At 70.8% G+C, this 14,742-nt stretch carries 6 protein-coding genes and 1 pseudogene; 3 read left to right on the forward strand and 4 right to left on the reverse strand.

Annotation, left to right across the window (positions count from 1 at the left end; translation table 11 throughout):
- Positions 1-14: 14 nt before the first annotated feature.
- The 3 genes from OG395_RS43895 to OG395_RS43905 form a co-directional block, all read right to left on the reverse strand.
- Positions 15-1,487 carry an SDR family oxidoreductase gene (locus tag OG395_RS43895; protein ID WP_327249648.1) on the reverse strand — a complete coding sequence of 491 codons (1,473 nt, stop codon included), beginning with the start codon at positions 1,485-1,487 and terminating at the stop codon, positions 15-17.
- A 176-nt stretch (positions 1,488-1,663) separates the two neighbouring features.
- Positions 1,664-3,685 (reverse strand): hypothetical protein, encoded by a 2,022-nt coding sequence (locus OG395_RS43900; protein WP_327247893.1) that lies wholly within the window; start codon positions 3,683-3,685, stop codon positions 1,664-1,666.
- 152 nt (positions 3,686-3,837) lie between these two features.
- Positions 3,838-4,284: an SRPBCC family protein gene (locus OG395_RS43905; protein WP_266988777.1), complete on the reverse strand. Its 447-nt coding sequence runs from the start codon at positions 4,282-4,284 to the stop codon at positions 3,838-3,840.
- Between the two features lie 130 nt (positions 4,285-4,414).
- Between OG395_RS43905 and OG395_RS43910 the strand changes: the two are divergent.
- The 3 genes and pseudogenes from OG395_RS43910 to OG395_RS43920 all read left to right on the forward strand — a co-directional run bounded on the left by OG395_RS43910 (position 4,415) and on the right by OG395_RS43920 (position 12,916).
- A pseudogene (locus OG395_RS43910) lies at positions 4,415-5,240 on the forward strand (ABC transporter ATP-binding protein).
- A gap of 475 nt (positions 5,241-5,715) precedes the next feature.
- Complete coding sequence (locus OG395_RS43915) at positions 5,716-8,664, forward strand: helix-turn-helix transcriptional regulator (protein ID WP_327247894.1); 2,949 nt, start codon at positions 5,716-5,718, stop codon at positions 8,662-8,664.
- A gap of 430 nt (positions 8,665-9,094) precedes the next feature.
- Positions 9,095-12,916: a S8 family serine peptidase gene (locus OG395_RS43920; RefSeq protein ID WP_327247895.1), complete on the forward strand. Its 3,822-nt coding sequence runs from the start codon at positions 9,095-9,097 to the stop codon at positions 12,914-12,916.
- An 851-nt stretch (positions 12,917-13,767) separates the two neighbouring features.
- Here the strand turns inward: OG395_RS43920 and OG395_RS43925 are convergent.
- Positions 13,768-14,610, reverse strand: coding sequence for a DeoR/GlpR family DNA-binding transcription regulator (locus tag OG395_RS43925; protein ID WP_327247896.1), 843 nt, complete (start codon positions 14,608-14,610; stop codon positions 13,768-13,770).
- Positions 14,611-14,742: the final 132 nt, after the last annotated feature.

Consider the following 14,742-nt stretch of genomic DNA (forward strand, 5'->3'; position numbering starts at 1 on the left):
CAACTGTACGGATGTTACGTCGCGGTCCGTCGCGGTGCTGTCCGGGCGGCCGCCGTGATGTTGCGTGCCATGCCGCCGAAGACCACCGAATGGAACGGCCACACACTCCACCAGTAGGCGTGGCCGAGGAGCCCGCGGGGATGGAACAGGGCCCGCTGTCCGTACACGGTCCGCCCCTCCTCGTCGCGGCCGACCGACAGCTCCAGCCACGCGGGACCGGGCAACCGCATCTCCGCACGCAGCCGCAGCAGCCGACCCGGAACGATCTCCTCCACCCGCCAGAAGTCCAGCGAGTCGCCCACCCGCAGCCGTTGTGCGTCCCGTCGTCCGCGCCGCAGCCCCACGCCTCCGACGAACCGGTCGAGCCACCCCCGTACCGCCCAGGCGAGCGGGAACGAGTACCAGCCGTTCTCCCCGCCGATGCCCTCGATCACCCGCCAGAGCGCATCCGGCGCCACCGGCACGGTCAGCTCGCGCTCGTCGCGGTAGAGGCTGCCGCCCGACCAGTCGGGGTCGGTCGGCAGCGGACCGCTGGGCGCGCCGGGTACCGCGGCGGACGACCACCGGGTGTCCACCCTGGCCTCCTTGATCCGTTGCAGTGCCAGCCGCAGGGCCTGGTCGAAGTCGATCGGGCCACCCGGGGGATCGGGCACGTAACGGGTGATGTCCTGTTCGCGGCAGACGACCTCGTTGCGCAGCGACTCCGCCAGCGGACGGGCGATGGACCGCGGTACGGGTGTGACCAGACCGATCCAGTGGCTGGACAGCCCCGGTGTGAGCACGGGGACGGGAAGGATCACCCGGTGCGGCAGCCCGGCGACCCGCGCGTACCGCTGCATCATGTCGCGGTAGGTCATCACGTCCGGGCCGCCGATGTCGAAGGTGCGGTTCACGTCCGCCGGGAGCGAGGCGGAGCCGACGAGGCACCGCACCACGTCCCGTACCGCCACCGGCTGGATCGAGGTACGCACCCAGCTCGGGGTGACCATCACCGGGAGCCGCTCCGTCAGATGGCGCAGGATCTCGAAGGACGCGGAACCCGACCCGATGACGACCGCGGCCCGCAGCACTGCCGTCGGCACCCCGGAGTCCAGCAGGATCCGCCCGACCTCGGCCCGTGAGCGCAGATGCGGTGACAGTTCGCGATCCGGCACCCCGGCCGGGGTGAGGCCGCCGAGGTAGACGATCCGGCGGAGCCCGGCCGTGCGCGCCTGTTCGCCAAAGATCCGGGCCGACCGACGGTCCGTCTGCTCGAAGCCGCGCCCCGATCCGAGGGCATGCACCAGGTAGTACGCCACGTCCATGTCCGCCAGCGCCGCCCGCACCGACGCGGCATCGGCGACATCACCCTGCACCACCTCGACCCGGTCCGCCCACGGGTAGTCGCGCAGTTTGCGCGGGGTGCGGGCCAGACAGCGGACCCGGTGGCCGGCTTCGAGCAGCGCGGGCACCAGCCTGCCGCCGATGTAGCCGGTGGCACCGGTCACCAGACAGCGCAGCTGCGTACCACCGGGAGTGCCGGAGCCGTGGTCGGAGTCGGCGTGGGACGCGGAGCCGGAGAATTCGGTCACGCGGCCGAGTCTCGCACCGGACCGCCGCATCGACCCGGCGGAAGACGCCGAACGGCCTCTCCCGGCCCCCGCCCCTTCCCCGTTTGCCCCTCTCAGCGCACCGCGGGCAGCGTCCCGCCCTCGCGCAGCCGGGCCTTCAGCTCCAGCTGCGCGTCCTGCGGTGCCCGTACCGCCAGCGTCGTACCGTCCGCCGACCCGCGCACGGTGCCCGTCACCTCGATCCGGTTCACGGCCCGGCTGCCCGCCGCCAGCACGTACCACCGGCCGGACGGCGCTCTCCAGTGCGTGCCCGCCAGGACGTGCTGCCCGAACCGGCTGCACAGCGCCGTATCGGGCCGGTCGGCCACCACCGCACCAGGGGCGGTGAGCGACGCGGCGGGCTGCAGGAACTGGATCAGCACCCGGCCGGGCCCCTGCCAGGTGTCGGCCCGGGTGCACACCCAGTCCGCAGGTGTCCCGGCCTCCGGCAGAGGCTGCCGGGCAAAGGCCCAGTTGTTGACCGCACGGACGCCGCTGCCCCGCAGCGCCCGCAGCGAGCACACCGTACGTGCCCAGTTCAGCAGGGCCGCACCACCCGTTGCCTCACGCGGCCCGCGCGGCGGCGCGCCCTTGCCGGGCAGCGGTGTGTACGTGAGATGGACCGGAGCGAGATCGCCCAGATCGGTGAGGAGGAAAGCGTGGTTCTCGGCGATGTGCTCCGAGGAGCGCAGCTGCATCACCGGCCAGGAGCCACAACTGCCGCCCGGCGAGGGGCTCGATACGGGTGCGGTGACACCGTCGCGGCCCACCTTCAGCGACCGCGCCGGAGCGTTCGGCGCCAGCAGATCGCGCGTGGTGGTCTCCGAGACCCACGGGGCGAGGAGGAACCGGGCCCCGTCCCCCCTGCGGCTGACCACGACGGCTGCCCCCGTCGTCACGTCCGCGTCATCGGTCCGGGCGAAGTCGAGCGCGGCCGCCCCGGCTCCGGTCAGCGGCTCCGCGTAACGCACCACGCGTACGCCGCCGTCGTGGAACAGCACCACGGCCGCACCGTCCACCTCGCCCGCGTACAGCAGCCGGGGCGGCTGGGCGGGCGGTACGGAGAGCGTCCCGGGCGACGTGGAGACGTGGACGGTGCGTGGCGTTTGCCCCCAGGTACGCAGCGCCCGGCCGAGCAGATCCCGGTCCTGGGTACGGTCTCCGCGGGCCGGCCACGCGGTGAAGTCGACGCGTGAGGTGTCCGCCCATTCCGTGGCAGCCGTACGCAGCAGCGCTGCCGGATCGACGGCGGCGGACCCGGCCCGCGCGGGACCGTCCTGCGGGCCGCCCGGACCGTTCTCCGCGGCGAGGACGACCAGACCGCCCGCCATCACGCACAGCGCGGCAGCGGAGGCCACCGCCCGCAGCCGGTGCCTGCGCCGCAACAGATCGCTGGGGCGGGTCTGGAGCGTGCACGGGTCGAACTCGGCGGAGCGCAGCAGCGATTCGGTCCGCGACCGGTCGGCGGACCCCAGCCGTCCGGCCGCACGTACCGCGCCCGCCGCATCGCTCGCCCCCGCCCGCGCGAGCAGCACCGTCGCCTCGAGATCGGTCAACTCCTCCAGCAGCCGCAGCGCGAACGCCGCCCGCACGGCGGCGGACACCGTGGACAGTGTCCGGTCCAGGGCCAGTTCCTCCGCGCCACCGGCGCGCGGGAAGAGCCGCAGCCCCCGGACGAAGGGGAGCGCGGGGCGCAGCGTGGCCGGTGCCGGGATCCGCGCGGGCCACCAGCGGGGCCGCCGCTCGTACGCCAGCGCGGTACGCAGCACCCGCAGCCGCACCCAGGCGTATGCGGAGGAAGCGCCGTGCGCCGCGGCGAGATGCCTCGGGGACGGTACGCTCCGCCCCTGTGCCGGGACCCGGGTCCGGAGCGGTTCGGGAGATCCCGCGATGGCGGTGCGCCGACCGGGCAGGGCGCGCTGGACGGCCGCATGGGCGGCGAGGACCCGTCGGTGCCGGCCGAGCGACGGCGGCAGAACGAGGTAGGCGAGCCGGACGAGACGTGGGTAATGTTCCACGAGCGCGGCTTCGGCCTGCTGGACGCCGGGGCGTTCGCTGCTGCGGGTGGAGCGCTGCCGGGATGGGTGGATCGGCATGGGATCGGTGCCTTCCGAGCCGTTGGCGATAACCGTCGTACCGACAAACGAGTCGATCGTGTGACGGTCACATCGGGCGCAGGTCCGGATGCACGGCTGCCCGGCTGTCGCGTCGGTTGCACGGCCGCGGCGGCAGCCGCGCACCGCAGGAGTTACGGCCGCACCGTGCCGTCGAGCAGACCGTCCAGCACCCGGCCGAACAGCCGGCGGCCCGTTCCCGCGATCAGCGGATCGCCCCATTGTGGCAGCAGCCGGATACGGAGTTCCTCCACCCACACGACATGGGACCCGGACTTCGTCGGATACACATCGATCGACGCCCGGCCCAGTACCACCGAACCGCGCTTCTCCAACCGGCAGAGCCCGGCCCGCCCGGTCACCGGCGGCATCCAGCGCACCACTTCCATCGGATCGTCGAACGCCAGCGGGCCCACACCCGTGCGGGCCACGAAGACGGTCCCGATCCTTGTGGGCAGTCCGGTCGGGACGGTGATCCGGGTCAGCGGGACGTGTGCGCAGTGCCGTTCCCAGTCGGTCACCCGGCGCCAGGACTCGGCGGCGGGGAGGGAGGTGAATCGCTCGATCCGGAATACGGCCACAGCAGGATCCTAGGACGTCCCGGCCACGGCGCGAGCCGAGCGGAACCTCTGGCTCGCCGTTCCTCACCAGTGTGCGTAAGACCGACCGGCAATTGGGGGGTGGGTGAAGGAGCGGGGCTGGGATGCGTGCATGACCGGGGCGACCGAGGAACTCGTCGTTCAGAGACTGCGCAAGCGGTACGGAGACCACACGGCGGTGGAGGACGTGTCCTTCACCCTGTCTCCGGGCTCCTCCCTCGGCATCGTCGGCGAATCCGGCAGCGGCAAGACCGTGACGGTACGGATGCTCGTCGGCCTGGAGCGCCCCGACGGCGGCACCATCCGCATCGGTGGACGTGACCGCTCGGCGCCCGCCCGGGGCAGAGCCGAGCGACTCGCCCGCGCACGCGAGATCCAGATGGTCTTCCAGGATCCGTACCTGTCCCTCGATCCGCGGGTGAGCGTGGGCCGGTGCGTCGAGGAGGTCCTGCGCCTCCACTTCCCGATGGAGGCGACGGCCCGGCGGGAGCGCGTCGCCGAACTCCTCGACCAGGTCGGGCTCGGCGAACGGGAGGCGGCCGCCCTGCCCGGCAAGCTGTCCGGCGGCCGGCGGCCGGCGGCCGACATCAGCGCGTGGCGATCCCCGCGCGCTGGCCGCCGAACCGCGCGTCCCCGTCCTTGACGAGGCCGTGGCGGCCTTGGACGTGTCCATTCAGGCGCAGGTCCTCGAACTCCTGGGCACCATCCGGCGTGAGGTCGGTATCGGCTTCCTATTCGTCACCCATGACCTCGCCGTCGTCCGGCACATCACCGACGAGGTGATGGTCCTCAGGGAGGGACAGGTGGTGGAGGCGGGCCCTACGGCCGAGATCCTGGACGCGCCTCACCACCCCTACACACGTCTGCTGCTCAGCTCCGTCCCCCGACACCGCTGGAACCCCACCGACGCCGCGGCCGCCCGCCGCTCCCTCGGTTGACAAACCCGTTCCGAGCCCCGGACACCGCGGCATCCCTCAACTTCCTACCGAAGGGCCTGGAGGCCCTCGGCCTGGGCTCTGCCGACCAACTCGTCGATTCAGCTCATCCGGCCCTGCCGGTGACAACTGCTGAGCCTCGGCAGAGCGCGTGACGCCCCTTCGGGGAACCCGCTGCCCAAAACCGCGCGCATGCGGTGCGAGAATGCGGCGCCGGTGCAGCGTCCGCCGGTCTGTAGCCACCGCGGCGGCAGAGCGGACCGGTGCGAGGCTGAGGCAAGTGACACGGAGACCCCTGCCCCGGGCGGGCTGATGGCAACACAAACATCAGCCCCGGGACTCCACAGTGATCGCCTTCTGCACCACGCCTGTGAACGTGGCCTATCCCCCTGCCACCCCGCCTTGTAACCTCTGATCATATTGTTCACGGAAGACGACGGTTCGGGCACGCCGTCGTCTGTCTCCAACGGTGGGGCGAATGTCTACCAGCGATTCCGACACACGCGACCTACCGGCGATCGCATCACCCGGCTTGGTCGGACGCGAGCGCGAACTCGCCGCCCTGAGAGCGGCGTTGTCCGACCCGCCGGTGGTCGTGCTGATCGAGGGCGAGGCCGGGATCGGTAAGAGCCGACTGGCCCAGGAGCTACTCGCGGCGCATGCCCCGGCCCACCAGCGGGTGCTGCTGGCCGTCTGCCCGGCTGTTCGACAGCCCTTTACGCTCGGGCCGGTGGTGGACGCGATCCGACCGGCGACCGAGGATGTCGCCCGGCTCGGCCTGAGCGGACTGGCGGGGGCGCTCCGGCCGTTGTTCCCCGAGTGGGCATCAGCGTTGCCGCCCACACCCGACCCGGCCGAAGACGCAGCAGCGGCACGACACCGACTTTTCCGGGCCATCGAGGAGATCCTCGAGCGGCTCGAGATCGGGTTGCTCGCGGTTGAGGACGTGCACTGGGCAGATGAGGCCACCCTGGAGTTTCTGCTGTTCCTGGCATCACGTCCGCGGCAACGCATCAGTCTGCTCGTGAGCTACCGTCCGGAGGAAATCGCGCCGGACTCCTTGCTGCTGCGGTTGTCGTCGCGGCAACCGGCGGGAGCGGCGCGGCTGCGGCTGTCGTTGGAGCCGTTGGATGTTCCCGGGACTGCCGAGATGGTGTCCTCGATGCTGGGTGGGGAACGGGTTTCCGACGAGTTCGCGACCATCCTGCACGACCGGACCGACGGGCTTCCTCTCGCGGTCGAGGAGACCGTCCGGCTGATGTGGAACCGCGCTGATATGACCCCGCGGGGCGATTCCTGGGCGCGGCAACGACTGAGTGAGATCGACGTACCGCCGACGGTGCGGGACGTCGTACTGGAACGCGGCGCACGGCTCGGCCCGGCGGCGCAGGCGGCGTTGCGCGCGGCCGCCGTACTCACCGATCCCGCCCCCGAGGACGCCGTCGTCGATGTGATGGCTCCGGAAGGCGATCCGGCGAGTCGGCTGGCGGGCCTGGCGGAGGCGGTGGGTTCGGGGCTGCTGAGGGAGGACACCAGCGGGCTGGTCTCGTTCCGGCACATGCTGGCGTGCCGCGCGGTGTACGAGGCGATTCCTCTGCCGCAGCGGCGGGCGATGCACCTGCGTGCCGCACACGTCCTCGAAGGCGCCACCCCGTCCCCGGTCGCCCAGCTGGCGCGCCACTTCCGGGAGGCCGGCGACACGACGGCGTGGTGCCGCTACGCGGAACAGTCTGCCGACCTCGCCCTCGGCTCGGGTGACGATGCGACGGCGGTCATCCTGGTGCACGATCTGCTCACCAACGCCGACCTGCCGCCCGCCGACGTGGTGCGGCTGACCGGCAAGGTTCCGTTCTGTCTGCTCAGCGGGCACGAACGCTACCGCGAACTGATGGACGCTCTCCGCCTCGTGCTGGACACCGGTGAGCCGGCGCCGAGCGAGGCGGCGGAGATCCGCTTCCATGTCGCCCGGCTGCTGCAGCAGACGGAGGCGTTCGAGCAGTCCCGGATCGAGATGGAACGAGCGCTGCCCGACCTCGGGCACGACCCGGCGAAGGCAGCCCGCGCCATGATGTTCCTCGGCCTGCCGTACGGGACGACGACACCGGCGGCCGAACACCTCAAGTGGCTGCGGCGCGTTGCGCGGGTGCAGGTCTCGATGGCGCCGGGGGACCGGCTGAACATCCGGGTCGGGCGGGCGAGCGGGCTTTTGCTGCTCGGTGAGGAGGAGGGGTGGGCGGAGGCGGCGTTGATCGCCGATGACGCGTCCACCGCCGCGGAGAGGCAGCAGATCACGGTCGGCCAACTCAACGTCGGGCACATGGCGCTGATCTGGGGGAGGTACCCGGAGGCGAGGCGGGTGCTCACGCTGGCCGTAGGGCTGGCCGACACGTATCAGTACCGGAAGCTCCATGGGATAGGGCAGGTGACGCTGGCCCACCTGGACTGGCTCACCGGAGCCTGGGACGGGCTTGGCGAGCGGGCAGGATCGCTGGCCGGTGACGAGGAACTCCTGCAGCCGGTAAGTCGTCTGGCGCCGGCCATGGTCACCGGCTTGCTGTATGCGGCCCGCGGTGATCAGGACAGAGCCGACGAGTGCCTGCGGCTCGTCCTTGAACAGGCGGTCCGCCATGGCGGGGCGGAGTACTCCATCGAACCTGCCGGCGCCCTGGCCAGGCTTCGGCTCGGCGCTGGGCGGATCGACGACGTGCTTCAGCTGACCGACGAGCCGATCCGGTTCCTGGAACGCAAGGGCACCTGGATCTGGGCCACCGAACTCGCCCCGGTCCGGGCCGAGGCGCTGCTCATGGCCGGCCGCGCCGACGAAGCCGGCGACCTGGTCGACGCTTTCGCAGCGGGAGTGCGTGATCGCCGCGCACCGGGCCCGCACGCCGCCTTGTCGACCTGCAGGGCGATCGTGGCCCAGCATCAAGGCGATCCAATCGGCGCCGCCGAACTGTTCGCGCGTGCGGCCGACGCGTGGCAAGGCCTTCCACGGCCGTACGACGCCCTGCTCAGCCGCGAGCGACAGGCCCGCTGTCTGCTCCGTGCGGACCAGTCCGAAGCGGCTCTCTCCGTTCTTACGGAAACCTTCCAGGGGTTGTCCACCCTCGGCGCTCGTGGCGACGCCGAGCGCGTCATGCACACACTGCGTGCATACGGTGTCGGGGTGAAGCGTCCGTCGTGGCACGGTGGACGGCGAAGCTACGGCGATCAACTGTCCCCCCGGGAGCTCGACGTAGTCCGGCTGCTCGTCGGAGGCCGGACCAACCGGGAGATCGCCGGTGTCCTCATCCTGTCGCCGAAGACGGTCGCGCGGCACGTGGAAGCAGCGATGCGCAAGCTCGAGGTGTCGTCCCGGACGGCGCTGGCCGTGAAGGTCGTCGAAGCCGGCGTCGTCGTCGACAGCCCGGCCGACGCCCACCGTTAGGCGGGCGCGGCAGCAAAATTGGGTCATCTGCCCAATCGTCCGGTAGCCGGTGCGCGAACAACACTCAACGGCATGGAACCAACACCTCCGCCTGTCGCCACTCATCCCCCCGCGTCCGCAAGGCTTCTGGCGCACGGTCGAATCCGACGGACCGCCTCGACCGGCCCATTCGTCCTGGCTCTCCGACGCAGCTAGTGCCCCTCCCGGCACCAGGTTCCGGGGCGAACCCCGCAGGCTGACCGACCGGTGCCAGGTCACTGCCGCAGCAGCAGGACGCGCCGTTCGCCGTCCGGCGCTGCGCCACCGATCGGCCTGGAGCAGCACTGGTTGGCACCACCCCCATGCATCGCAGCCGCTCGGAGCGATGCCGAATCCCCGCAACCGCGCGGTATCCGCGCGCATTCTCCCCTCAGAAAAAGGTCATTGCCGCATGAGACAGTCACCACCGGCTGGGGCAACCAGGTTCCCGCCCCACCTGACCATCCCCATACTCCGGCGCCTGCCGCACCGCTCACATCGGGCACTCACGGCGCTGCTCGCCGCGGCCTGTGTGGCCGGGACGCTCGGCACCTCCAGCATCGCCGCCGCCGAAACGCCGGCCACCCGGGCGAGCCAGCCGCAGCAGAACGGCCCGGTCGTCGCCACACACACACTCACCCTCGTCACGGGCGAGGTCGTGACGCTGGAGCGCCACGCCAACGGCCTCCAGGCGGCGACGGTCGAGCCTGCGCCCGACGGCACCCCGGCGGCGTTCTCCACCATCAAGGTGGGCGACGAGGTCTATGTCATCCCGGACAAGGCACAGCCGTACCTTGCCGCGAACGAGCTCGACCGCGAGCTGTTCAACGTCACCAAGCTCGTCGAGTACGGCTACGACGACGCGCACCGCCGCGCCGTGCCGCTGATGGCGACCTTCGCGGGCGCGCCGGGCAAGGCGGGCAAGGCGCTCAAGCAGGCCGCGCCGGCCGGTTCGGTGAAGGCCGACGAGCTGCCCAGCGCCAATGCGGTGGCCCTGCGCGCGAGCAAGAAGAAGGCGGCGACGTTCTGGGAGGCGGTCGACGACGACAGCGCCGCCGCGACGAAGGCACCGAAGCTCGCCGACGGCATCAAGAAGCTCTGGCTCGACCGGCCGGTGCAGGTGACGCTGGATCAGAGTGTGCCGCAGATCGGCGCGCCGGAGGCGTGGGCGAAGGGCTACGACGGCACCGGCACCAAGGTGGCCGTCCTCGACACCGGTGTCGACCCCAACCACCCCGATGTGGCGGGGCGGGTGAAGAAGACGCAGAACTTCACCGACGACCCCGACGCGGTCGACCACCACGGTCACGGCACGCATGTCGCCTCGACCATCGCCGGCTCGGGTGCCGCGTCGGGCGGCAAGTACAAGGGTGTGGCGCCGGGCGCCGACCTGTACATCGGCAAGGTCCTCAACAATGCCGGTAGTGGCCCCCAGTCGGGGGTCATCGCCGGCATGGAGTGGGCGGTGGCCGAAGGTGCGGATGTCGTCAGCATGAGCCTGGGCTCGGAGGCCCCCAGTGACGGCACCGACCCGATCAGCGAGGCCGTCAACCAGCTCACCGCGTCCTCCGGCGCGCTGTTCGTCATCGCGGCCGGCAACACGGGCCCGGGCAAGTCGACCGTGGGTTCGCCGGGTGCCGCCGATGCCGCGCTGACTGTGGGCGCGGTGTCCAAGCAGGACCAGCTCGCGAACTTCTCCAGCCGCGGCCCGCTCAAGGACACCTTCGCGGTCAAGCCGGAGATCACCGCACCGGGCGTGGGCATCGTCGCCGCGCGCGCCGCTGGCACCTCGATGGGTACCGCCGTCGACGCCGACTACACCGCGGCCAGCGGCACCTCGATGGCCACCCCGCACGTGGCCGGCGCCGCGGCGATCCTCGCCCAGCGCCATCCCGACTGGACCGCCGACCGGCTCAAGCAGGTGCTGGTCGGCACCGCCAAGCAGGGCCCGTACACCGCCTACCAGCAGGGCGGCGGCCGAGTCGACGTGCCCAAGGCGGTCGACGCCACGGTCTACTCCAGCCCCGCCGTCGTCAGCATGGGCAAGAAGTCGGCCGAGAGCGCCCCGGTCACCAGGACGATCAGCTACGTGAACACCTCCGCGACGGACACCACGCTGTCGCTCCGCCTGTTCACCGTCGGGGAGACCGCGCCCCCGGTGGACGGCACGTTCACTCTCAGCGCCAACAGCGTGACGGTCCCGGCGAACTCCACCGCGAGCGTGACGGTGACCTACCACCCCGAGCTCGGCGCCACGGGCGACTACACCGGCATCATCACCGCCACCGCCACCGACGGCACCGCGATCCACACCACCGTCGGCGCGACGAAGGACGTGCCCACCGTCGACCTCACCGTCGACACGATCGACCGGCACGGAAACCCGGCGACCGGCGAGCTCGCGGTGTTCAACCTGGACACGGGGGCTCTCCAGCAGGTCTTCCCCCAGGGCGGAACCAAGACTGTCGCGGTGCCGCAGGGACGCTACTCCGTCATGGGTGTCGTCCACACGAGGGACGAGACCTCGTCCCTGGTCACGGACTACACCCTCGCCGGTGAGCCCGTGGTGGAAGTGAAGGCGGATCGGACGATCACGCTGGATGCCCGGCTGGGCAAGGAGGTCAAGGTCGCAACGCCCAAGGAGTCCGTGGCGACGAACGGAGCCAAGCTCGGGTACCGCCAGCGGCTCCCCGGCAAGCTGGGGATCGACTTCATGAAGGGCGCGTTCAGCCCGCTCTGGGACCACTCCTATGTGGTGCCCACCAAGCCGGTGGAGCTCGGCACGTTCGAGTTCCACTTCCAGCAGCGCAGGCACTCGCCGGTGATCCGGGCGACCTATAACGGGCAGGCGCTCCCGCTGGAGCCAGTGGTCTATGCGGCCCGGCTGTACGGCACCAGCACGCTCCAGGCGGTCGACGCCGGCATGGCACGGCCGGAGGACCTGGCCGGCAAGGACCTCCGTGGCAAGCTCGCAGTCGTCACCCGCGCGAGCACCCCGTTCAGCTACCTGAAGTCTGCCGAACTGATCGCCGCAGTGGCCGATGCCGGCGCGAAGGCAGTGATCCTCGTCAACGACAAGCCCGGCCCCTTCGCCACCACGGTGCCGAAGAGCACCGGCACTGCCATCCCGGCCTGGTCCCTCACCCAGGACGAGGGCGCGGTGCTCTTCGGCCGGATGGCCGACGGTCCCACGCAGATCGTCCTGAAGGGGATCACAGGCGTTCCCCAGGTGTACAACATCGCGACGATGGTTCCCGGCAGGATTCCGGCCGACCCCGTCGACGCGGTCACCGCGGAGAACTCGGCCGTGGTGAAGTCGCACTACCGCAGCACCAAGGGCACCCTGATCGGCGACGTCAACTTGGCGTTCCGCCCGGACGATTCCCTCGTCGCCGGCGTCCCGGACTTCTTCGACGCGCCGGTGGACCGGGAGGAGTGGTACTCCACCGGCAGCAAGCGGCCGATGATGGACGAGTTGCGGTGGTGGCACAGCGTCTACCCGGACCGCACCGACATCTCCCGCAGTGTGAGGGACGTAATCCGCACCTACCAGCCGGGCGAGCAGCACGAGCAGACCTGGCTGGGCGCGGCAAACGGCCCGGCCGGAACGGAGGCCACCCAGGCGGTCCGTGAGGGTGACAACATCACCCTCACGGTGCCGGAGATGAGTGACAGCCAGGGGCACTTCGGCTTCTTCGAACACCCCGCCGACAAGCGGACGGCGCGGATATACCAGGACGGGAAGCTCCTCAAGGAGACGCCGCGGCTCTTGAACACCACGCTGCCGGTCAGCTCTGACCCGGCGAGCTACCGCGTCACCCTGGACACCCAGCGCCCGGCGTGGTTCCCGCTGTCCACGCAGACCAGCACCGCGTGGACGTTCAAGTCCGCCCGGCCGGCGAGCGGCAAGGAGAACCTGGCGCTGCTCTGGCCGAAGTACGGCTTCGACCTGGATGCGGAGAACACCGCCGTCGGTGGCGCCATCGACGACTTCGACCTGGCGTTCGCGCTCCAGACCGGCGCCACCCCGGACATCGACGGGGTCGAGGTGGAGGCGTCCACCGACGACGGTGCCACCTGGAGCCCCGCGACGGTGAAGACCAAGACCGACGGCCACTACAAGGTATCCGTCCGCAACCCGGCATCGGGCTACGTGTCCCTGCGCGTCAAGGCACAGGACGCCAACGGCAGCAAGATCGAGCAGACCCTGATCAGGGCCTACGCCGTACGCTGACCCTCGCGGCAGATCCTGACTTGTTTGACCGCACCCCTGGCATGAGGCTTGTCCTTGTGCCAGGGGTGCCCCCCTCTGGTCGAACTGAGCGCGCCGGCGCAAATCCGAGTGTCGGTGCGCAGTGACTCCGCACCGTAATTGCCGGCGTCGGTCGCTTGCGATCTTTCGGGACGGCGCACAGGTCTACGACGCCACCACCAACACCCCATCACCACCCCGGCCGGTGAAGGCCTGCTCGTCTCGGACTTCGTCGACTCGGGCAAGCCGGCCTCCGTCACCGTCCCGGCCGGGCAGCTCCAGGACGGCGAGACGTACAAGTTCCGTACGAACGCCTGCGACGGCACCCACTACAACCTGAGCGGGACTCCAGGGACCCAGTTCGTGGTGGACACCACTGCACCCGGCGAACCGACGAGTATCTCGTCGGCTACCTACCCAGAGAACTGGGGCGGCGGCGCCGCCGGAGTGGCAGGCAGGTTCGACGTCACCACTGGCGCCTCCAACACGCGCGACGTCCAGTACCGCCTCGCCCCGTACGAGGACGACGCAGCCGAATACGGCGGCTGGTCGACGGTACCTACCACGCTCTCGAAGGCTGTGGCGGCGGAGACCACCGCCTCGTTCAGCGCCACCCCCGCCGACGACGGCAACCATGTGATGCAGACCCGCTCGGTCGACCGCGCCGACAACGTCGGGCCGATCAAGGACTACGGGTTCACCGCGGGGAACCGGGACTACAACCGTCAGCAGAAGATCGACATCAAGCTCCCGACTCCGGACACCAGCTCCCAGGACCCGGAGCCGACCGACGCGCCGCAGCCGCCGCCCGCACCCTCGGGATCCCCGTTCCCTCAGCTCTCGGAGAGGTCGGCCGCGGTCTGGCCCGCCACCACCAGGCCCGGCAGATGTTCCTCGATCTCCTCGCGGGCGCCCGCTGACAGACCGGAATCCGTGATGAAGGTGTCCACCTGCTCCAGCGTCGCGAACGAACTCAGGCCCACCGTGCCCCACTTGGTGTGATCGGCGACCACGACCACCCGCCGCGCCGACTGCACGAAGCGCCGATTGGTCTCGGCCTCCGCCAGATTCGGTGTCGAGAGCCCGGCCTCGACCGAGATCCCGTGCACCCCGAGGAACAGCACATCGAAGTGGAGCGAACCGATCGCCTGATCGGCGACGGGGCCGACCAGAGAGTCGGACGGAGTCCGCACCCCACCGGTGAGCACCACCGTGGCGGCCCCGGCGCGCGGGCCGCCCGTCGCCGTCGACCGCTGCGCGGCATGGAACACATCGGCGACCCGCACCGAGTTCGTCACCACCGTCAACTCCGGTACGTCCAGCAGGTGCTGGGCCAGCGCATACGTCGTCGTTCCGCCGGAGAGCGCGATCGCACTGCCGGGAACGGCCATCGCCGCGGCGGCCCGCGCGATGTCCTCCTTGGCGGTCAGCTCCAGCGTCGACTTGGCCTCGAAACCGGGCTCGTGTGTACTCGCCTCGACGACCGGCACAGCGCCGCCGTGCACCTTCTCGATGACACCCTGACGGGCCAGCGCGTCCAGGTCCCGGCGCACGGTCATGTCGGAGACGCTCAGCTTGCGGGTCAGCTCATTGACCCTGACCCCGCCACGCCGGCGCACCTCGTCGAGGATCAGTGCACGCCGCTGCTCCGCGAGGAGATTCTGATTCTCGCTCAACGCCGGGTCCGGTCCTTCCCTCTGGTATCCGTACAGCAGCCCGTCGGTTCAACAGTCTGTCGGACGGGTTCATCCTGCCACGCAGCTCCGTTTGGCGCCGCACTGGGGAGATTCGGTGATCCGGGTACCGGC

The sequence above is a fragment of the Streptomyces sp. NBC_01320 genome, assembly GCF_035974375.1.
GTDB lineage: Bacteria > Actinomycetota > Actinomycetes > Streptomycetales > Streptomycetaceae > Streptomyces > Streptomyces yanii.

Bases quoted from the DNA above. Each gene is read 5' to 3' on its own strand.
- OG395_RS43900 (WP_327247893.1), bottom strand. From the start codon at position 3,685: ATGCCGATCCACCCATCCCGGCAGCGCTCCACCCGCAGCAGCGAACGC.
- OG395_RS43915 (WP_327247894.1), top strand. From the start codon at position 5,716: ATGTCTACCAGCGATTCCGACACACGCGACCTACCGGCGATCGCATCA.
- OG395_RS43920 (WP_327247895.1), top strand. From the start codon at position 9,095: ATGAGACAGTCACCACCGGCTGGGGCAACCAGGTTCCCGCCCCACCTG.